Consider the following 20,364-nt stretch of genomic DNA (forward strand, 5'->3'; position numbering starts at 1 on the left):
ATGAATTGGGTCTAGCCAAAAACCATCACCCCCAACCCTTTAAGGGGGGTGGGAGGGGAGCTTGAGGGGAGGGCGGGGGTCCTTGGTCCCCCGACCCTCCTCTCAAATTAACCTTATAAGTGCTCTGAATAATAAAAAAAGGCCTGAACCCCAGGCCCCAGATAGTCATGATTGTGGTTCGGCCATAAATTACCGAGGGAATTGTACCGAATCAATCCGCCGTTGTCTCTTTGCCCGGTAATGGTCAGACTGCGGGAGGCTATCCTCAGGTCCTTTGAGCCTTCCGCCAGCCGTCGGCCTTCAAGTGGGCGACATAATCGATCCACAGTTCTTTCAGGCGATTGATATAGACCAGTCGATCCTGGGCCAACAAGGGAGCTAATTCCCGATGAATCCGGGCACTTTCATCCAGATCCAAGGGGGTCAGACCGTGCCAGCTGCAATATCCTTCGTCAAACAGAAATTCAGGGGTTATCGGTTGTATACCCCTTCTTCTCCAAAAGAAAAACTGGGCGGCTTCCAGATCATATTCCAAAATCCAGCCTTTATCTTCGATCATCGTGTCGGGGTTCCAGACCGCCAAGTGCCGACATTTTGGGCAATACAGGTTGACCAGAATCTCCGCCGGCAAGATATTGTCCCGATTCATGACATGGGCCTCATGTTCCCCACAGACACAGCTACGCTTTATACTTAAACACATGTCGTAACGCCTCGTGGCTTGAAATTTGCGAACAATTACTGATTACCATAACCTTTTTCATCGACTTCTGTAAATAGAAAATTCCCCGGCTTTATACTGTTTTCCGTTTATGGTTTCCTGTTTCCTGGAAAAAATTGTAGAGAACATTCCCAGGTAAATATCGTTATGGGTTGCACCTGAAATATATTAACCGCTCCGGCTTAATTTCAGCCGGAGATAGATATGGTCCTGAGCTTGGGTGACTTGACAGCCCTGGGGTTTTTCACTAAGTTTGGTATATGGAGGCCATAACCCCACCGGCCGCGGGCCGGATTATCCGCACTTCCCGGCAGTTTCGTGAATCTTATCCGAATTTGCAGGCCGGGGATTTAGTGCTAGGTCTGATCGCTCTCAGGGCCGGGGAGGAATATAAGTTGTTAGACCTGGTGGAACAGGGCGTAACTTTGTTTCCTGCGGCTCTGGCCCAGCTTCTGAGCCGATCAAAAGCGGCTCAGGCCGAGGTGCTGAAAGAATTCATGTTGCCCGGAACCTTTGTGGCTTATCGACGCGGCGACCTGCTGGCCCGTCTCAACGACTACCAAGCCCGGGGCGTGGAGCGTATTGTTACCAAGCTCGATCGGGCCAATTGCGGCCAGGGGGTTAACCTCTGGGCTTCTCTAGAAGACCTGGTCAGCCTGGCCTCCTTGAATCCGTTAACCTACCCTCTGGTAGTGCAACCCTTTGTGCCCCACTTTCGGGACCTGCGGGCCATTATCCTGGGGGATTATATCGAAGCTTATGAACGCTATAATCCGCATAATTTTCGGAACAATCTCATTCTCGGAGGCCATTCCCGGCCGGTAGCACTGACCAACGCCCAACTGTCTTGGTGTCAGGAGGTGATGACCCGAGGAAAATTCCCCTATGCCATCATCGATCTGATGCACCTGTCGGAGGAGAGCTGTTATCTGGCGGAGATCAGTCTTACCGTCGGCCTCAAGGCTGCCGTGCTGACCCAGGAGGGGTTTCGAGAGCGGGTAGCCCGGCTAGCCGAAGATTTCCAGCGCCAATGGCTGGCCGCTAGGGAGGTCCAGAAATAATGGCGATTATAGAAGAGCCGAAATTCCGGGACAAAGTGCAAGTGTTCTCGGACCGCGCGGCCGCCGGGAAAGGGCTGGCGCAAAAACTGGAAAAATATAAACATACACAATCCCTAGTGTTGGGCATCCCCTCGGGTGGGATGCCGGTCGCCTCTGAGATCGCCCGGGGCCTTGATCTGCCCCTGGACCTGCTAATTGTCCGCAAAGTCCAGATTCCCTGGAACCCGGAAGCTGGGTTTGGCGCGGTAAACCCGGATGGTGAGGTCATTTTTAACGAAAGCCTGCTGCCCCGACTAAGGCTGAAGCCGGCCGAAATCGAGGAGCAGGTCAATAAGACCATGGAGATTCTGCGGCAGCGCCAGGCATTGTTCCGGGGCGGCAGGCCGTTCCCAGATCTTACCAATAACTCGGTGATTGTGGCCGATGATGGCTTGGCTTCCGGCTACACCATGCTGGCGGCGATTAAATTTATCCAAAAGCGCCATCCGGCTAAGATTATCGTTGCCGTTCCCACCGGTTTTCTGAAAACCGTCAGGTTTATTGAGCCGAAAGTGGATGAGCTGGTGTGCTTGAATATCCGCGGCGGATTGGCCTTTGCCGTTGCCGACGCCTATCAGAACTGGTATGATCTGACCGACACCGAGGTCATGGCCTTTATGGAAAAATATCAACCGGCGCAACGCCCCTGAATCAATCTGCAGCCTGGAAGATTTAATAAAAAACTAATCCGATCATGGCTTACGAAAAATATTCAACCGGTATAATCATGGAAAGATCAGAATTCGAGGAGGAAGTGACTTTGGTAAAAGGTTCCCCGGCTGCCGCTGTAGAGTTGATTCCCACAGATAAGATAGCTTTTGATATCGATGGGGTGGTGGCTGACATCATGACTACCTTTATCAATCTGGGCCGGGACCGCTACGGCCTGGAACATTTACGTTATGAGGATATTACCGACTTTTATCTGCATCGCTGTTTGCAGATGGACCAGGCGATAATCATGGAAATCCTGGAGATGCTCATTGACCGCCCCCATGAGCTGGAGATTGACCCCTTACCCCATGCCGTCCCAGTGCTGACTAAACTGGCCCAGGAGGCACCCCTGTTATTTATCACCGCCCGGGACCGGATTGAACCTATTAAGGCCTGGTTGTCCCAGACCCTGAGCCAGGTTCCGCCTCAGGCGATGCGCATCATTGCCACCGGAAATCCGGACACCAAGTTGGAGTATTTGCATGACCACGGCATCGAATACTTCGTTGAGGATCGCCTGGATACCTGCTGGCAGCTGTCCCAAAATGGTGTCACCCCCATCGTCTATGACCAACCCTGGAACCGCCAGAAGCATCCGTTCCAGATCGTCTATGACTGGCAAGACATTGCCCGCCTGCTTTTTCAGGATTTATCCCTCGAAATTAGCCCCAAGCCCTGATCATAAAACTCTGAACCGCTGAAAATACCGATCGGCTGGGGCGGCGGGTAGCCGCCATGCCTTTTAAATTTTCAGCGAGGGCCTGTATTCAATTTGGCCGACGGCCTCCGACCGGCACATTCAGGGGTTTAGTTCCTGGCTGGTGAGGCGGACTAAGGCTTCCAAGTAGCGCTTCCGGGTTGCCTGGATGATTTCGGGGGGCAGTGGAGGGGAGGGCGGCTGTTGGTTCCAACCGATGTCGATGAGATAATCCCGCAAGAATTGTTTATCAAAGCTGTGCTGCGGCCGGCCCGGTTCATATTCCTGGCGGGGCCAGAAACGGGATGAATCCGGGGTCAGCACTTCGTCGATCAGGATTAATTCTTGCCCTACCATTCCAAACTCAAATTTGGTATCGGCGATGATAATCCCCTGGGGTTCGGCCTTAGCCTGGGCCCGGCGGTAAATGGCCAGGCTCAGATCGCGGACCCGGGTTGCGGTTGCCGCCCCGACCCGGGCGATCATCTCCTCAAAGGGAATATTCTGGTCATGAGTGCCCGCCACGGCCTTGGTAGAGGGGGTGAAGATCGGCTCCGGCAGGCGGTCCGACTCGCGTAATCCCGGCGGCAAGGGGCAGCCACAGATGGTGCCCTGCTGCTGATACTCCTGCCAGCCGGACCCGGCCAGGTAGCCCCGCACAATACATTCCACCGGCAATGGTTCGGCCTTTTTGACCAACATGGTGCGGCCCTGCAAGATTTCCCGATATTTCTGGCATGGGACAGGAAAATCATCAACTTCCACCGAGATCAGGTGATGAGGGGCCAGATCACCGATGATCCGGAACCAGAACGCCGAGATCTGGGTGAGAATCCGGCCTTTATCGGGGATCGGGTCGGAGAGGATGACATCAAAGGCCGATACCCGGTCGGTAGCTACCAGCAGCAGATGGTCGTCCAGCTCATAAACATCTCGAACCTTGCCTCGTTTTACCCGGCCTAGCTCGGGCAGGTCAGTGTGAATTACTATCAATTAGTTTATCCTTGTTTATCAGGGTTACTTGGGGGGCAAGACTTCAATTCTTTGCCTGAGCAGATCGGCCATATTTAGCCTTTATTGATTTAGCCGCAGACTGGGCCGGTTCCTCCTTTTCATAGGGGGCAACCCAAACCTCATATCGGGTCGGTTCGCCGGGGCTGGGCCGGATCCAGGTCGGCTTGCCCTGGCGACGGAGTTGGGCCATTAATTTGCTGGCCTCCTGATATTTTCTGAATTTGGCCACCAGAACCCCGAAATGTTCTTTCTCAGGTTGAAAGGTCAGCTCCTTTTTGGCCTCCTCGACCGTCTCTGGTGGTTCGGGCGCAGGAAGCGCTTCGGTAAGGGCAGTTTCAACTGGGAGCATTTCATCGCCTGCCGGAGGGCTAACCGGCTGAGGACTAACCGGGGCGACCTCAGCCGGACCCCCAAATAACTCTCTTGTCCTTGCTGATCAGACCCTCCCCCAAGTCCTGAATTAAAGAATCCGGTGGTTGAATTCATTACGCTCGAAGTCGGCCCCCCAGGCTCTAGGGCTTTATCTTCACCACCTTGGGGACTACTCCGTATTTAGCTTTGATGGAGTCGGCCGCGGCCTGGGCCTGGGCCTGGGTAGGCATGGAGGCCAGCCAGACCTGATAGAAAATGTGCTTTCCGCCGGGTTCTTTCCGAATATAGGCTTTATAGCCCTGGTTATCCAAATTACGGAGCAGCCTCAGAGCGTATTTCGGACTTTTATAAGTCGCCACTAAAAGGCGATATTTTGCTTCTGATTTGCTCGGGGTTGCGGATTCGGCCTGATCTGGCCGGCTGGTTTGTCTAGAAGAAGAGGGTGCGGTGGCCAGACGGGCCGCCGGCGACTTGACCGGGTCCGGGGAGGTGGAAACAGACTTGGATGGTGATGGGGTGCCAAGGGTATCGACCTCGCTGGTAAGGCCCAAGATGATAAAATATGCCACCAGGACCAGAGCGACCAGAGCGGACCCCAGCCCCAATCCATAAATTATTTTTTTATCCTTTAGGGATCGTCCTTTATAAAACTCCCAGAGCTTATTCCAGCCTTGCCGGAGTTTGTCCCCTCCTTGGGCAAGAAGCTCTTTTGTTTTATGGCCAATATGTTGGCTAATATTTTTCAGCTTAGGGTAGAGATGCGTTAGTTTAAGGTTAATAGCCGCCAGGGCTGCTTTGACAGCCTGACCCTTTTCCGGCTCAGCCTGGATCAAAGGTTCGGCGGGTGCGGTTTCTAAGCCAAGGGCCGGAGGCTGTTCCTGCTCCTTTCCCCCCCCTGGTGGAGGTACGGTTTCCAGGACACCCCTTTTATATTCGACCTCGGACCCCAGCAATTCCCGGCTCCGGCTCAGCCAGATCAGAAATTCGGCCACACTCTGGAACCTTTTGCTCGGATTTTCGGCCAAACTTAAGGTAAATAGGGGCTGTAAGGCGGATGGAATCCGGGCTAGCTCCATCGGCCCATTGGCCACCTGATAAGGAAAGACTTCACCGCGGGCTAAAGGAAAAGGTAGAATCCCGGCTAACATCCGATAGCCCAGGACCCCGAGCGAAAACAGGTTGCTGGCCGGGGTGGGATTCTCTCCCCGAATCACCTCGGGAGGAATATATGCCGTAAGTTCTTCTGGTTGCTCAAGGTTGGGGTGGTCCGGGGGAAAGGCAAAATTGGCGATTTTGACCCCAGCGGTGGCAGAGACCAAGACATTTAAAGGATTAAAGTTCTGATGGATGAGGCCTTGCTTGTGGGCCAGGACCAGACCTTTGCCCAAAACCTCGATAAAATACAAGGCATCCGGAACCGTCAAGCGTTCGTGGCTGCCCAATAAAGCCAGTAGGGTGGTGCCTTCGAAGGGCTCTTGGACCAGGTAAATGCAATCCGGCGTCTCATCCAGATGATGCACCCCTAAAATCTGCGGCTGGTTCAATTTGAACCCCCCGGCCGCTTCCGCCCGATAATATTCCAAATGACGATTTAATTGGGGAGTATCGGTAGGTAAGATCTTTAATCCAACCTCCACATCCAGTAACTGGTCGTGGACCAGCCACACATCCCCATAAGATTCTCGCCGCAGCCTGCGAATGACTTCATACCGATGCCCGATGATAAAACCGGGTTGGTATTCGCTGGTCTGAGGTGACGCCATCTGGTATCTAACCTGTGGGAATAAGTTTTATAAAAGATGAGTTTTAACGCCAGTGGCCTGACTGGCTCACGCTTTGCGAACCCGCCTACCGGCAGGCTGACAAATACTGTTAGCTAGCATAAAAGATTTGAGCAAAAAAATCAATCGGGTATTTTTCTAAAATCTTTGGGTAAAATTATATTTATCTGAATCGAAGATAGCGGCTGCCAAAATTATTTTGCGGAGAGAGGTGCTGGTAGAGGCGACTTGGCGGGTCACCTCTACCCCCCAGTGCGTTCGGATACTGACAGACCGGCTGGTCCAGCTCCGGCAGATTGAAATTTTTTTGGCAAACTGGACTAATCAACCGCCGCCTTAAGAAGTTTCTTGGTGAAAAATTTTCTAATGGGGGAATTCTCCCTCGTTGACTCTAAAGGCTCTGCAAGATGTGTATATGGTCTTCAATACACTCAGCCAGCACTTGCAAATTGTACCCTCCCTCCAGTACAGTGATAATCCGGCTGCCGCAATAGTTCTGGGCAAAGCCAGCCAAAGCCTGGCCCATTTGCTGATAACCTTCCCGACTCAGGTTCATGTGGGCCAGGGGATCGTCGGCATGGGCGTCAAATCCGGCGGAGATCATCAGGCAATCCGGCCTAAACTCCGTTAGCGCCGGAATAATCATATCTTTTAGGGCCTGGAGGTACTCCGCGTCGCCGCTATGGGCAGCCATCGGAATATTTAAGGTGTAGCCTACCCCAGCGCCGCGGCCTTTTTCGGTTTTACGGCCGGTACCTGGATAGCAACAGCTCGGATCTTCGTGCAAAGAGATATACAACACGCTGGGGTCCTCTTCGAAGAGGTGTTGGGTGCCATTGCCGTGATGCACATCCCAATCCACAATGGCGATCCTATTCAACCCATGGTGTTCTTGGAGATACCGGGCTCCCAGGGCGATATTATTAAAGAAACAGAAGCCCATGGCCCGGGCCCGCTCGGCATGGTGACCCGGGGGACGCACCGCACAGAAGGCATTGCTAATCTCACCACTTATCATGGCGTCACAGGCGGCCAGCACCCCGCCCACGGCCAACAGAGCAATCTTATAGGAATCTCGGCAAATACCGTTGTCGGCGGATTGAAAGATCAGCTGGCCTTTCTCACAGGCCTTGCGGAACTTGTCGATATACTCCCGATCATGGAGGGTTTCTATCCAATTAAGCGGGGCCTCATAGGGTTTTATCAATACTAACTGCTCCAGCAGCCCCGATTCTACCAACCGCTGGTGAATAGCCTTTAGTCGTTCCGGACGCTCCGGATGCCAGGTTCCGGCCTTGTGCAACAGATAGCGTTCATCATAAACATATCCAGTCGAAGCCATTTTCTCTCCCTATAACCACATTCATAGAATTACCTTGTTAATGTTAAATCTAGCCCAAGGGGTTGTAAAGTCTTTTCTTTGTAGGGGGTCTTGGAGAGAGGGAGAGATTATTCCATTAATTTTATGACAAATATCCAATTTACAAACGTTCGCAGCCCCGGGTCCTGGAACTGTTAAAAAGTGGCGACATCGATTTTGGCATGGCTTTGGAATCACTGGTGCCCCCGGAGCTGGTCAGGTTCCGCTGGCTTCAGGTGGAAACCTTTCTTATGACCCCCCTCGGACCACCCGCGGTCCCGGCGGCGACGGGTTAGCCTGCCTCAGATTGCCAAACATCCCCTGATCTTGCCTCCTCCCAGCCCGGAGGCTACCGGTCGTCGGCGGCTGGAAAACCTGTTTCGCCAACGGGGTCTTGACTACCACATCACCATGGAGTCTTCCAATGTAGAATTAAGCTCCCTTTATGTGGAGATGGGGTTGGGGATTTCTTTTGCCACCATGGTCCGAGATCGTCCCCAGCCGCAGCCGCGCCAGTTGGCGTTTATACCTTTGCCGCAGTTTTTCAAACCCAATTACCTGGCGTTAGTGATGCGCAAGAATAAATTCCTGCCCCCTTACCAAAAAGCCTTGCTAGACTTATTGCTCAGTTCCCCCTCCGAGCCTGACAACCCTTAGAAAAAAAAGATTGACATCTATAAGCCAGTAGTTTATAAGGAAAATATGAAGGTTATTGAGGGACATAACTGGTGCTGGTGGCGCCTTTGGCGGGTCCGTGAGGTGCGTCCACCGCTCATCTGAATTAAGATCAACGCTGATATTGAGCCGTGGCCCTTCACGGAACGGGGTCACGGTTTTTTTATGGCCACCTGTGGAAACCGTGCCCCGATGGAGCACGGTTTTTTTTATTACAGCGCTAATTGAGGTTTAATCATGGTTACTCCTGATTTTGATACCTTTCAGCAACTGGCCGCCCAGGGCAATCTGATCCCGATATATCGGGAGATCTTGGGGGATCTCGAGACCCCGGTGCTGGCTTACAAAAAACTGCGGGGCAACTCCATGTCCTATCTGTTAGAGAGCGTCGAGGGTGGCGAAAAATGGGGGCGCTACAGTTTTTTAGGACTAAACCCTGCCCTCATCCTGACCGTGCAGAATCGTACGGTACGCGTCCAGGACCGGCAGGAGACCAAGGTCTATGAGGAGGTCGCCGACCCTTACGCGATTATCCGCCAGGTGCTGGGGGGTTACCAGGCGGTCGCCAGCCCTGATTTGCCCCGGTTTTACGGAGGATTGGTGGGATATTTAAGCTATGATATGGTCCGTTATATCGAGCGCCTGCCGGAGCTGACCCCGCCCGAGGACCGGCCCGAGGCCATTCTGGTCCTGGCCGATCACCTGTTGATCTTCGACAATGTGCGGCATACCATCAAGTTGGTGGCCTTGGTCCATATCACCCCGGAAGTGCCGCTTGAAACCCTTTATGAGCAGGGCGTGGCGGGCCTCGAGGCCCTGATCGACCGCCTGCGGCAGCCGCAACATTTTCCACCTCCAGCCCCGGAGTCGGCCACCGTGACCCTGACCTCTAACCTGACCCCGGAGCGCTTCCAGGATATTGTACTTCGGGCCAAGGATTATATTACTGCCGGAGATGCTATCCAGATTGTCTTGTCCCAGCGGTTTCAGACCGCGCGTCAGCAGGACCCCTTCGATCTCTACCGGGCCTTGCGCAGCATCAATCCCTCGCCTTATATGTTCTACCTGGACCTGGGTGACCTGCAACTGGCCGGGGCTTCGCCGGAAGTCCTGGTGCGCCTGGAAGCCGGACGCATTGAACTCCGACCGATCGCCGGGACCCGCGGCCGCGGCCTGACCCCGGCCGAGGATCAGGCCCTGGAAGCCGAGCTGCTCGAAGATCCCAAAGAACGGGCCGAACACATCATGCTGGTCGATCTGGGCCGCAACGACGTCGGCCGGGTGGCGAAGATAGGCAGCGTCAAGGTCACCGAACTGTTTACCGTGGAGCGCTATTCCCATGTCATGCACATCGTCTCCCATGTGGTCGGCGACCTGGAGGACGGTAAAGACGCCATCGATGTACTCAAGGCCTCCTTTCCGGCCGGGACCGTGTCCGGGGCTCCCAAGGTGCGGGCCATGGAGATAATCGAGGAACTGGAACCCACCCGCCGGGGGCCCTACGCCGGGGCCGTGGGCTACTTGGGTTTTAGTGGCAACATGGATTTTTGTATTACCATCCGCACCCTGACCGTTCATGATGGCCAGGTCTATCTCCAGGTCGGCGCCGGTATTGTCGCCGATTCGGACCCGGCCAAGGAATACCAGGAGACCGTCAATAAGGCCCAGGCCATGGTTCGGGCCTTGGAACTGGCGGCGCGAGGGTTACTGTAAGGGTTAGCAATTAATGGTTGGCAATATAGAAATCATCTCAGAACTGAGAAATATGGAGTGTAGCCATGTCGAGCACCATCTCGTTAGCCACCGAAGACTCGAGACTCGAAACTCTAAACTTAAAATTCAAAACCGCGGCCCCGCACATTGCGGTTATTGATAATTATGATTCTTTTACCTATAATCTGGTGCAATATCTGGGGGTTTTGGGGGCCCAACTGACGGTCTATCGCAATGACCAGATTGACCTGGACGGACTGGAACGCTTGCAGCCCAGCCACCTGGTGATCTCGCCCGGCCCGGGATACCCCAAGGATGCCGGGATCTCGGTGGCTGCCGTCCAACACTTTGCCGGACGGCTGCCCATCCTGGGGGTGTGCCTGGGACACCAGGCCGTGGCTGAAGCCTTTGGCGGGCGGATAATCCCCGCCTCGCGGCTGATGCATGGCAAGACCTCGCTGATCTATCACGACAACCAGGACCTGTTTCAGGGCCTGCCGCTACCCTTTGAGGCCACCCGCTACCACTCGCTGATTGTGCACCGGGCGGTGTTGCCGGACTGTTTGAAGGTCACGGCCCAAACCGCAGTGGGAGAGATCATGGGACTGCGCCATGTCGAATACGCCATTTACGGGGTGCAGTTCCACCCGGAGTCAATCATGACCAGCGAGGGCCTGAATCTCCTGCGCAATTTTCTGAAACGCCAGCGGGGATGAAGTACGGGCATTTTGGGATTAGGGAGTTTTGTCTTATACCGATTAGCTTTCAAATGAGTAATTTTATCCTTTATCCCCTCTCCCCCGCTGGCGGGGGAGAGGGCGAGGTTGAGGGGGCATTTTAGCTCTTTGATCGCAACTTGGTATTAAACCAGGCAATTTTTGCATTTTGCAAAAAAACCGAAAACCAAAATTTTTATCGCCGGGGAAACATTTATGCTGAATCTGACCGAGGCCGAGATGACCCGGGCCATGGAGATCATCATGGGCGGGGAGGCTACCGAGGCCCAGATTGCGGCGTTCATCACTGCTTTGCGGATGAAGGGGGAGACCGTAGCCGAGATCACCGCCGCGGCCCGGGTGATGCGGGCCAAGGCCACCCATATCCCGGTGGGCAACCAACTGGTGGACTTGGACCGGGATGAAATCAACATCGACCGGGAGACCGTGGTCGATACCTGCGGCACTGGCGGGGACGCCACCCAGACCTTCAACGTCTCTACCACCACCGCCTTTGTGGTAGCCGGGGCTGGCCTCAAAGTGGCCAAACACGGCAACCGGGCGGTATCCAGCCGCTGCGGCTCGGCCGACGTCATCGAGGCCTTGGGCATCAACCTGGCCCTGACCCCGGAGCAGGTGGCAGAGTGCATCGCCGAGATCGGCATCGGTTTTTTGTTTGCCCCGGCGCTACATGGGGCCATGCGCTATGCCATTGGACCCCGGCGGGAAATCGGCATCCGCACCATCTTCAATATTCTGGGGCCGCTGACCAATCCGGCCCGGGCCAACATCCAGGTGCTGGGGGTCTATGATCCGAACCTTACCGAACCCCTGGCCCAGGTGTTGGGCAACCTGGGCTGCCGGCGAGCCTTCGTAGTCTATGGCGAAGGTTCCTTTGACGAATTCAGCATTATCGGCCCTAGTCGGGTCAGCGAATTGAAAGAGGGACAGGTGCGCACCTACAACATCACGCCGGAGGAATTGGGGCTGAAGCGGGCCAGGCTGGAAGATATTAAAGGGGGCGATGTTTTTGAAAACGCCTATATCGTCCGCCGGGTGTTGGGCGGGGAGGACGGCCCCCGCCAGGATATGGTGGCCCTGAATGCGGCCGCCGCCCTGGTCGCGGCCGGATTGGCGGCAGATTTCCCTGCTGGTCTGGCTCTAGCTCAAAAGATCATCCGCTCCGGCCAGGCCCTAGCCAAACTGGAGGCCCTGATCGCTAAAAGCCGGACCTTTGGACAACCAAATTAGTCTGGTGATTACGATTAGACTAGTTTTCCACCTGACGCCGCGATGGTCTCAGACGGCCGGATTGCCAGCCATAGAGGAAATAAATCCCCAAACCGATAATCAACCATAATCCCAGCCGCAACCAGGAGTCGAGCGGCATGGAAAGCATCATCCCCAGGGAGGCCAAGGCTCCTAAAAGAGCAATGGTTTTCCCTGCCGGGCAGCGAAAGGGCCGCCGGGCCTGAGGCTGGGTAAAGCGCAGGATCAACACCCCCAGACAAACAATCAAAAAAGCAAATAAGGTGCCGATATTGCACATAAAAGCCAGTTTTTCAATTGGGGTCAGCGCGCTGCAGATGGCGATGACCGTCCCACAAACCAGGGTCATGACGTGGGGGGTGCGAAAGCGGGGGTGGACGGCGGCGGTCCAGCCGGGCAGCAACCCATCCCGCCCCATGGCAAATAACACTCGGGGTTGGGCCAGCAATAAAATATAGAGCACGCTGGTCAGCCCAACCAGTGCCCCTACCGAAATCAATCCGGCGGCCCAAGGCAGGCCGATCTGGCGGAAGGCGGTGGAAAAAGGCGCTCCTGGATCAATCTGGGTGAAGGGCACCATGCCGATTAGCACCAGGGCTACCAGGATATAGATGATGGTGCAAAAAAACAGGGAGCCGATAATGCCAAAGGGGACGTCGCGGCTGGGGTTACGGGCTTCTTCCGCGGCTACCGAGACCACATCAAAGCCCAGATAGGCAAAAAACACCAGCGCGGCTCCTTGAATGACGCTGAAGTGGCCAAACGGGGTCAAGGGAGACCAGTAATCGGGACGCACATAAAAGGCGCCGATTAATAAAATAAAAAGGATGATGCCCAGTTTGACCGCTACCAACCAGCGAGCCACCAAGGCATTCATTTTGGTGCGGAACACCAGTAAAATGGCTAGAAACATGATGATCAGGGCCGCAGGCAGATTGATCAGCCCGCCCGCCCGGGTCAGAGGGTCGCCGGCGGCCCAGCGCGGCAGTTCCCAGACCGAGCCGCGCAGCAAATCCTGGAAATAATAAGACCAGCCTGAGGCCACCGTACTGGCCCCCATGCCATACTCCAGAACCAGATCCCAACCAATGATCCAGGCGAAAATTTCCCCAAAAATGGTATAGGCATAAGAATAGGCGCTCCCGGCCTGGGGTATCATCGAAGCCAATTCCGCATAACACAAAGCGGCCAGGGTGCAGGCCAGGCCGGAAACGATAAAAGAGAGAATAATTCCCGGCCCTGCTACCTGCACCCCTACCCCGGATATCACAAAGATACCGGCCCCGATAATCTGGGCCAGACCGATTACCACCAGGTCCAGCCGGGTCAGAGAGCGTTTCAAAGCCTGAGGATTATCTTCCGGCTGGGCCTCGTGGTCTAGGGTCTTTTTGCGCCAGAGTTGTTGCCAGGACATGTGGTTTATTTTAGGTCAGATACTCAAGCACCGGACAAAAAAATCATTGCCAAGACGCCAAGTTTTTTATATGCATTAGCGCCGTAACGTCTTGGCGTGAAATAATTTTATGCAGCCAGACGGCTGAAGATGCGGGCATCGACCACAAAGACCCCTCTTTCATATACCAGCACCGGGTTGAGATCGATCTGATCAAGTTCTGGATGGCTGTTGGCCAGCCGGGCCACACCCTTCAGGACCTGAACTAAGGCCTCCTCATCTTTGGGTTTCTGGCCCCGCGCTCCGCTCAATAGGGGATAGCCGGTAATGCTCCGGATCATTTGGCGATAATCATCTTCCTGGGCCGGCAGCAGGCAAAACTGCACATCCCGATAGATCTCGGTAAAAATGCCGCCCAGCCCGAACATCAGCGTGGGGCCATATTGCGGATCGCAGGTCATACCAATAATCACCTCCAAACCGCCGGGTTTGGCCATGGGCGACACCGTCACCCCCTCTACCCGGGCTTTCCGGTCGTTCAGGTGGACCGTAGCCAGGATGTCCTGGTAGGCATAACGGACCTCCTCTTCATTGGCCAGGTTTAAACGGACGCCGCCAACATCGCTTTTATGGGGCAAATCTGGCGAGGCAATCTTGAGGGCCACCGGAAAGCCAAAGGCCTGGGCCAGACTTACCGCCTCCTCCGCCGAGGTCGCCAGCGGGGCAGCCGCGCTCGGAATGCCATAACGGGCCAGCAACTGTCCGGCTTCGGCAGCCGCCAGCAGCCGTAGTCCAAAGGGTGGCACTGGCCACGTTACAGTCGGGGCAGGAGCGGCTTCAAACCGGAAAAACTGATGTAGGGCCTTGAGACCGCGCTCCGGGGTGGGGAACACCGGAATCCCCTGGCTCTGGATTAAAGGCACTTCCTGGCGCTCGATCTCGGCTCCGCCCAGGAAAATTACCAGTTCGGAAGCTCCGGGGGTAACCACCTGGGAAGCTCCGGGAATTGGATCGCCAAAAATGATCACCGCAGTGTCATATTCGGCCTGGGACGCGTCGATGACCTTTTTATAGAGGCCGGCGTCACTGATGACGTCGCCGGTAAGGTCCACCGGATTGCCGACCACACAATGCCGGGGCAAAAATGAGGCCATTTGTTCTTTCAGGCCGGGACTGGGGTCGGGGACCGTGAATCCTAATTTTTCCGCCTCATCAATAGCCAGAATGGCCGCTCCGCCGGAACTGGTAATATTGAATAGACGTCTGCCTCGGGGCCTGTTGAGATAGGCCAGTCCTTTGGCAAAATCATAGAGCTCCTCCAAGGTCTCGGCCCGGTGCACCCGATATTTGCGGAAGATGGCGTCATATACCGCATCAACTCCGGCCAGGGATTTGGTATGGGATTCGGCCGCCTGCCGGCCTTTGGCCGTGCGCCCGGCCTTCAAAATGACCAGGGGTTTGCTGGCCTCGGCCAGGGCATCCAGAAAGTAGCTGGGGCGCTTGACCCCTTCAAGATAGAGGGCAATAACCCGGGTATTGGCATCGTGGTTAAGGTAGGCGATGATATCGGCTTCATCAACATCGGCCCGGTTGCCCAGACTGACGAAGGCACTGACTCCCAGCCCTTCCTGGCTGGCCCAATCCATCAGCGCGGCGCCCACAGTGCCGCTCTGAGAGACCAGGGCGATGCGGCCTTTAGTGGTCAACAGCGGCCAGGAGGCGCACAAGTGATGATAAGGATGATTAACCCCTTGACAGTTGGGGCCAACCACCGTCAGGCCGAAGCGTCGGGCCACCTCGGTGAGTTGCTGCTGGAGTTGTTCCCCATCCGGTCCGGCTTCAGCAAAACCGCCGGTGATCACCACTGCGGCTTTGACTCCGGCCTGACCGCATTGCTCCAGGGTGCTTGGCACGGCATGGGCCGGAATCACCACCACTGCCAATTCCGGGGGCGAGGGAGTGTCGCCGATCTGCTTATAGACCTTAAGACCCAGGATTTCCTTGGCTTTGGGGTTGATAGGATAGATCGGCCCGGCAAATCCAGCCCCCATCAGGTTGGCCAAAATATCATGCCCCAGCTTGCCCGGGACAGTGGAAGCCCCAATGACTGCTACACTCTGCGGCTTAAAGATGGCCTCCAGGCGGTTTTCTTCCATATCCCCTCCTTGCATAAATCCCGTACTCTGTTTATGGCTCAGGCTACCCGGCAATAACTTTGCACTTGAAACCCCTGGCCAGAGCGGCTGAATCGGTTAAGACCAATGTTATGGCGGTTGAAATGGATGATATATTAAGCACTTAGTATAATATAAAATTTTAATTATCTTATCATAGATAAAGAGTATTATACAGGAACAAATTGGGGTCACCATTATTAACCTGCTGATTGACCGAGGATAAACCAGAAAATTTATAGGTGGTGGAAAAATTTTTTTCTCAGGGCTTGCCAAAAACTAAAAAAGAATATATATAAACCAAACCTGTTCCATGCTATATAAAAATTTCGGGGCGGGGATTGACACCCGCCAAAAATTTGTTATAAAGATAATTAAGCAATGACGCTCTTGGGGGCCGAGAAAAAAGGGTCTTGACAAGAGCTAATTGGATTGTTAAAATATAATTGAATTAATGTGCTCTTTGAAAACTAAATAGCGAGCCCTATAGCGGGTAAAACTCGTTTAACTGGAGAGTTTGATCCTGGCTCAGAATGAACGCTGGCGGCGTGCCTAACACATGCAAGTCGAACGAGAAAGCCTGGTTCGCCGGGCGAGTAAAGTGGCGCACGGGTGAGTAACGCGTGGGTAATCTACCTTAGCATGGGGGATAACCCGCCGAAAGGTGGGCTAATACCGCATAATACGGTGAAGGCTACGGTCTTTGCCGTCAAAGATGGCCTCTACATGCAAGCTGTCGTGCTAAGATGAGCCCGCGTCCCATTAGCTAGTTGGTAGGGTAAAGGCCTACCAAGGCGACGATGGGTAGCTGGTCTGAGAGGATGGCCAGCCACACTGGAACTGGAACACGGTCCAGACTCCTACGGGAGGCAGCAGTGAGGAATTTTGCGCAATGGGGGGAACCCTGACGCAGCAACGCCGCGTGGGTGAAGAAGGTCTTCGGATCGTAAAGCCCTGTCAAGTGGGAAGAATCGTCCGGAAGCGAATACCTTCCGGATCTGACGGTACCACTGAAGGAAGCACCGGCTAACTCCGTGCCAGCAGCCGCGGTAATACGGAGGGTGCAAGCGTTATTCGGAATTATTGGGCGTAAAGGGCGTGTAGGCGGTTGGTCAAGTCAGATGTGAAAGCCCGGGGCTCAACCCCGGAAGGGCATTTGAAACTGGCCGACTTGAGTGCGGGAGAGGAGAGCGGAATTCCCAGTGTAGAGGTGAAATTCGTAGATATTGGGAGGAACACCGGTGGCGAAGGCGGCTCTCTGGACCGACACTGACGCTGAGACGCGAAAGCGTGGGGAGCAAACAGGATTAGATACCCTGGTAGTCCACGCTGTAAACGATGGGCACTAGGTGTAGGAGGTTTTTAATCCTTCTGTGCCGCAGCTAACGCATTAAGTGCCCCGCCTGGGGAGTACGGCCGCAAGGCTAAAACTCAAAGGAATTGACGGGGGCCCGCACAAGCGGTGGAGCATGTGGTTTAATTCGACGCAACGGGAACCTGTGTGGAAACACCAGGGTGCCTCGCAAGAGGAGCCCCAAGACAGGTGCTGCATGGCTGTCGTCAGCTCGTGTCGTGAGATGTTGGGTTAAGTCCCGCAACGAGCGCAACCCTTGTCTTTAGTTGCCAGCATTCAGATGGGCACTTTAAAGAGACTGCCGGTGTTAAACCGGAGGAAGGTGGGGATGACGTCAAGTCCTCATGGCCTTTATGCCCAGGGCTACACACGTGCTACAATGGGCCGTACAAAGGGTCGCAACCTCGCGAGAGGAAGCTAATCCCAAAAAGCGGTCCTCAGTTCGGATCGGAGTCTGCAACTCGACTCCGTGAAGTTGGAATCGCTAGTAATCGTGGATCAGCATGCCACGGTGAATACGTTCCCGGGCCTTGTACACACCGCCCGTCACACCACGAAAGCTGGTGATACCAGAAGTCGCTGGCCTAACCCTTCGGGGAAGGAGGTGCCTAAGGTATGACCGGTAATTGGGGTGAAGTCGTAACAAGGTAGCCGTAGGGGAACCTGCGGCTGGATCACCTCCTTTCTAAGGTGTCAATCGACACATCCAATAAAAGATACCCTGGGGGTTCGCTATTTAGTTTTGAGAGAGCAACGGCCACCTAAGGCCTCAAAGCAAGGCAAGGTACTCGCTTCAGTCTAAAGTGAGGGCACGTTAGACTGATTTTCTTTCTGCAAAGCACGAGAGCAGGCTGGAAGAGGGCCTATAGCTCAGTTTCGGTCAGAGCGCACGCCTGATAAGCGTGAGGTCGTTGGTTCAATTCCAACTAGGCCCACCAAGCAAGTAATGGGGGTGTAGCTCAGACGGGAGAGCGCCTGCTTTGCACGCAGGAGGTCATCGGTTCGATTCCGTTCACCTCCACCAGATCTTAAAAATTTTTTAGTAGGGGTCCTGGGACCCCAAGCTCTTTGAAAAGTGAATAGATAGAGCGCGAGTCAAGGGATATTCCCGTATAGTTAAGTGGCTTTATGGTCAAGCTACTAAGGGCAATCGGTGGATGCCTTGGCGTTGGGAGGCGAAGAAGGACGTGGTTAGCTGCGATAAGCTTCGGGGAGCCGCTAAACAGGCTGTGATCCGGAGATTTCCGAATGGGGCAACCTATCCCGGGTAATGCCGGGATATCCCGGACTGAATCCATAGGTTCGGGAGGCGAACGGGGGGAACTGAAACATCTCAGTACCTCCAGGAAAAGAAATCAACGGAGATTCCCATAGTAGCGGCGAGCGAACTGGGAACAGCCCAAACCGATGCCGTTGTCAAGCCGGCAAGCGTTGCGGTATCGGGGTTGCGGGGCTGGATCGGAGGTGGTTGCCGCCACCTCGGAAAGTTACCAACCTTGGTGTTAGTCGAAGGACCTGGAACGGTCCACCGTAGAAGGTGATAGTCCTGTAGGCGAAAACATCAAGGCTTTCTGGATCCAGTCCCCGAGTACCACGAGGCACGTGGAACCTTGTGGGAAGCTGGGAGGACCATCTTCCAAGGCTAAATACTCCCCAACGACCGATAGTGAACCAGTACCGTGAGGGAAAGGTGAAAAGAACGGGGGAACCCGAGTGAAATAGTACCTGAAACCGATTGCTTACAAGCTGTGGAAGGACGATGGCCGATTACGGTCGGCCCGTCTGACTGCGTGCCTTTTGCATAATGAGTCAGCGACTTACTCTAGGTGGCGAGGTTAAGCCGTGAGGTGGAGCCGTAGCGAAAGCAAGTCTGAAGAGGGCGTATTAGTCGCCTGGAGTAGACCCGAAACCGAGTGATCTATCCATGGCCAGGGTAAAGTTCGGCTAACACCGAATGGAGGCCCGAACCAGTTAACGTTGAAAAGTTATTGGATGAGCTGTGGATAGGAGTGAAAGGCTAATCAAACTCGGAAATAGCTGGTTCTCCCCGAAATATATTGAGGTATAGCCTCGCATGATGAGCGACGGAGGTAGAGCACTGAATGGGCTAGGGGTCTCACAAGATTACCAAACCCAACCAAACTCCGAATGCCGTTGTCTTTAGTGCGGGAGTCAGTCTGCGGGAGATAAGTTCCGTGGACGAAAGGGAAACAACCCAGACCGCCAGCTAAGGTCCCCAAATCCATGCTAAGTGGGAAAGGATGTGGAAACGCCCAGACAGCCAGGAGGTTGGCTTAGAAGCAGCCATCCTTTAAAGAAAGCGTAATAGCTCACTGGTCGAGTGGGTCTGCGGCGGGATCGGTTCGCGAGAACCGATCGGTAGGGGAGCATTGTCGTAACCGTCGAAGGCATACCGCAAGGAGTGCTGGAGGAGCGACAAGTGATTATGCTGACATGAGTAGCGATAAAAGGGGTGAGAAACCCCTTCGCCGTAAGCCTAAGGTTTCCTGGGTAAAGTTAATCTTCCCAGGGTTAGTCGATCCCTAAGCTGAGGCCGACAGGCGTAGGCGATGGAAAGCCGGTTGATATTCCGGCACCACCTGGCGCGCCGTGACCGATGGGGGGACGCAGAAGGGTAGGCCATCCGGGTGTTGGACGTCCCGGTTCAAGCCCGTAGGCGGGAAGGTGAGGCAAATCCCACCTTCTATTAACGCCGAGAGGTGATGAGGAGAGGCTCTGCCTCACAAACTGGTTGAGCCCAGGCTGCCAAGAAAAGCCTCTAGGTAGTTCGCCAGGTGATCGTACTGCAAACCGACACAGGTAGGCGGGGAGAGTATCCCAAGGCGCTTGAGAGAACCCTGGTTAAGGAACTCGGCAAAATAACACCGTAACTTCGGGAGAAGGTGTGCCCTCGGTAGGTGAAGGACCTCGCGTCCGGAGCCGAGGGGGGTTGCAGAGAAATGGGGGTGGCGACTGTTTACTAAAAACACAGGACTCTGCCAAGTCGCAAGACGATGTATAGGGTCTGACGCCTGCCCGGTGCCGGAACGTTAAGGGGAGGGGTTATCTGGGGCAACCCGGAGAAGCCCTGAACCGAAGCGCCGGTAAACGGCGGCCGTAACTATAACGGTCCTAAGGTAGCGAAATTCCTTGTCGGGTAAGTTCCGACCTGCACGAATGGCGTAACGATTGCCCCACTGTCTCAACCAGGGACTCAGCGAAATTGTATTCGCGGTGAAGATGCCGTGTACCCGCGACTAGACGGAAAGACCCCGTGCACCTTTACTACAGCTTGGCATTGGATTTTGGGT

The 20,364-nt window shown here is 54.7% G+C and carries 14 protein-coding genes, 2 tRNA genes and 2 rRNA genes; 11 read left to right on the top strand and 7 right to left on the bottom strand.

Annotated elements, in window-relative coordinates:
* Positions 1–265: 265 nt before the first annotated feature.
* Positions 266–703, bottom strand: coding sequence for a hypothetical protein (locus tag JRG72_09020; GenBank protein MBW2135352.1), 438 nt, complete (start codon positions 701–703; stop codon positions 266–268).
* A 278-nt stretch (positions 704–981) separates the two neighbouring features.
* On the opposite strand from JRG72_09020, the gene JRG72_09025 reads away from it, so the two are divergent.
* The 3 genes from JRG72_09025 to JRG72_09035 all read left to right on the top strand — a co-directional run bounded on the left by JRG72_09025 (position 982) and on the right by JRG72_09035 (position 3,214).
* Positions 982–1,782, top strand: a complete 801-nt coding sequence (locus tag JRG72_09025) for a hypothetical protein (GenBank protein MBW2135353.1) — start codon at positions 982–984, stop codon at positions 1,780–1,782.
* Complete coding sequence (locus JRG72_09030) at positions 1,782–2,471, top strand: phosphoribosyltransferase (GenBank protein ID MBW2135354.1); 690 nt, start codon at positions 1,782–1,784, stop codon at positions 2,469–2,471. Before JRG72_09025 ends, JRG72_09030 begins: the two co-directional genes overlap by 1 nt.
* A gap of 77 nt (positions 2,472–2,548) precedes the next feature.
* On the top strand, positions 2,549–3,214 hold the full coding sequence (locus JRG72_09035) for a haloacid dehalogenase (protein ID MBW2135355.1): 666 nt from the start codon (positions 2,549–2,551) through the stop codon (positions 3,212–3,214).
* 120 nt (positions 3,215–3,334) lie between these two features.
* Here the strand turns inward: JRG72_09035 and JRG72_09040 are convergent, their stop codons facing one another.
* From JRG72_09040 to JRG72_09055, 4 genes are all read right to left on the bottom strand, one after another.
* Positions 3,335–4,225, bottom strand: coding sequence for a phosphoribosylaminoimidazolesuccinocarboxamide synthase (locus JRG72_09040; GenBank protein ID MBW2135356.1), 891 nt, complete (start codon positions 4,223–4,225; stop codon positions 3,335–3,337).
* Positions 4,226–4,268: 43 nt separating this feature from the next.
* The gene (locus JRG72_09045) at positions 4,269–4,595 is read right to left on the bottom strand and encodes an SPOR domain-containing protein (GenBank protein MBW2135357.1); all 327 of its coding nucleotides are present in this window, start codon (positions 4,593–4,595) and stop codon (positions 4,269–4,271) included.
* A gap of 163 nt (positions 4,596–4,758) precedes the next feature.
* Positions 4,759–6,381 carry a protein kinase gene (locus JRG72_09050; GenBank protein ID MBW2135358.1) on the bottom strand — a complete coding sequence of 541 codons (1,623 nt, stop codon included), beginning with the start codon at positions 6,379–6,381 and terminating at the stop codon, positions 4,759–4,761.
* Positions 6,382–6,790: 409 nt separating this feature from the next.
* Positions 6,791–7,741 (bottom strand): histone deacetylase, encoded by a 951-nt coding sequence (locus JRG72_09055; GenBank protein MBW2135359.1) that lies wholly within the window; start codon positions 7,739–7,741, stop codon positions 6,791–6,793.
* A gap of 315 nt (positions 7,742–8,056) precedes the next feature.
* Here JRG72_09055 and JRG72_09060 point away from each other — a divergent pair, with 315 nt between their 5' ends.
* The 4 genes from JRG72_09060 to trpD all read left to right on the top strand — a co-directional run bounded on the left by JRG72_09060 (position 8,057) and on the right by trpD (position 12,114).
* Entirely contained in the window at positions 8,057–8,416 is a 360-nt protein-coding gene (locus JRG72_09060; GenBank protein MBW2135360.1) for a LysR family transcriptional regulator substrate-binding protein, read from the top strand.
* Between the two features lie 255 nt (positions 8,417–8,671).
* Entirely contained in the window at positions 8,672–10,147 is a 1,476-nt protein-coding gene (gene trpE / locus JRG72_09065; GenBank protein MBW2135361.1) for an anthranilate synthase component I, read from the top strand.
* A 65-nt stretch (positions 10,148–10,212) separates the two neighbouring features.
* Positions 10,213–10,863: an aminodeoxychorismate/anthranilate synthase component II gene (locus tag JRG72_09070; protein MBW2135362.1), complete on the top strand. Its 651-nt coding sequence runs from the start codon at positions 10,213–10,215 to the stop codon at positions 10,861–10,863.
* 216 nt (positions 10,864–11,079) lie between these two features.
* Positions 11,080–12,114, top strand: a complete 1,035-nt coding sequence (gene trpD / locus JRG72_09075; GenBank protein MBW2135363.1) for an anthranilate phosphoribosyltransferase — start codon at positions 11,080–11,082, stop codon at positions 12,112–12,114.
* Positions 12,115–12,133: 19 nt separating this feature from the next.
* Here the strand turns inward: trpD and JRG72_09080 are convergent, their stop codons facing one another.
* Positions 12,134–13,546 (bottom strand): amino acid permease, encoded by a 1,413-nt coding sequence (locus JRG72_09080; protein ID MBW2135364.1) that lies wholly within the window; start codon positions 13,544–13,546, stop codon positions 12,134–12,136.
* A 107-nt stretch (positions 13,547–13,653) separates the two neighbouring features.
* Positions 13,654–15,681, bottom strand: a complete 2,028-nt coding sequence (locus JRG72_09085) for an acetate--CoA ligase family protein (GenBank protein ID MBW2135365.1) — start codon at positions 15,679–15,681, stop codon at positions 13,654–13,656.
* Between the two features lie 523 nt (positions 15,682–16,204).
* On the opposite strand from JRG72_09085, the gene JRG72_09090 reads away from it, so the two are divergent.
* The 4 genes from JRG72_09090 to JRG72_09105 form a co-directional block, all read left to right on the top strand.
* A 16S ribosomal RNA gene (locus JRG72_09090) occupies positions 16,205–17,738 on the top strand.
* Between the two features lie 174 nt (positions 17,739–17,912).
* Positions 17,913–17,991 (top strand) — tRNA-Ile (locus JRG72_09095).
* Between the two features lie 10 nt (positions 17,992–18,001).
* A tRNA-Ala gene (locus JRG72_09100) sits at positions 18,002–18,077 on the top strand.
* Positions 18,078–18,183: 106 nt separating this feature from the next.
* Positions 18,184–20,364, top strand: a 23S ribosomal RNA gene (locus tag JRG72_09105); the annotation flags it as partial.

It is taken from the genome of Deltaproteobacteria bacterium (assembly GCA_019309545.1).
Lineage (GTDB): Bacteria > Desulfobacterota > Desulfobaccia > Desulfobaccales > Desulfobaccaceae > Desulfobacca_B.

Coding starts and splice junctions, on each gene's coding strand:
- JRG72_09020 (MBW2135352.1), bottom strand. CDS start 703: ATGTGTTTAAGTATAAAGCGTAGCTGTGTCTGTGGGGAACATGAGGCC.
- JRG72_09025 (MBW2135353.1), top strand. CDS start 982: ATGGAGGCCATAACCCCACCGGCCGCGGGCCGGATTATCCGCACTTCC.
- JRG72_09030 (MBW2135354.1), top strand. CDS start 1,782: ATGGCGATTATAGAAGAGCCGAAATTCCGGGACAAAGTGCAAGTGTTC.
- JRG72_09035 (MBW2135355.1), top strand. CDS start 2,549: ATGGAAAGATCAGAATTCGAGGAGGAAGTGACTTTGGTAAAAGGTTCC.
- JRG72_09045 (MBW2135357.1), bottom strand. CDS start 4,595: ATGCTCCCAGTTGAAACTGCCCTTACCGAAGCGCTTCCTGCGCCCGAA.
- JRG72_09050 (MBW2135358.1), bottom strand. CDS start 6,381: ATGGCGTCACCTCAGACCAGCGAATACCAACCCGGTTTTATCATCGGG.
- JRG72_09055 (MBW2135359.1), bottom strand. CDS start 7,741: ATGGCTTCGACTGGATATGTTTATGATGAACGCTATCTGTTGCACAAG.
- trpE (MBW2135361.1), top strand. CDS start 8,672: ATGGTTACTCCTGATTTTGATACCTTTCAGCAACTGGCCGCCCAGGGC.
- JRG72_09070 (MBW2135362.1), top strand. CDS start 10,213: ATGTCGAGCACCATCTCGTTAGCCACCGAAGACTCGAGACTCGAAACT.
- trpD (MBW2135363.1), top strand. CDS start 11,080: ATGCTGAATCTGACCGAGGCCGAGATGACCCGGGCCATGGAGATCATC.
- JRG72_09080 (MBW2135364.1), bottom strand. CDS start 13,546: ATGTCCTGGCAACAACTCTGGCGCAAAAAGACCCTAGACCACGAGGCC.
- JRG72_09085 (MBW2135365.1), bottom strand. CDS start 15,681: ATGGAAGAAAACCGCCTGGAGGCCATCTTTAAGCCGCAGAGTGTAGCA.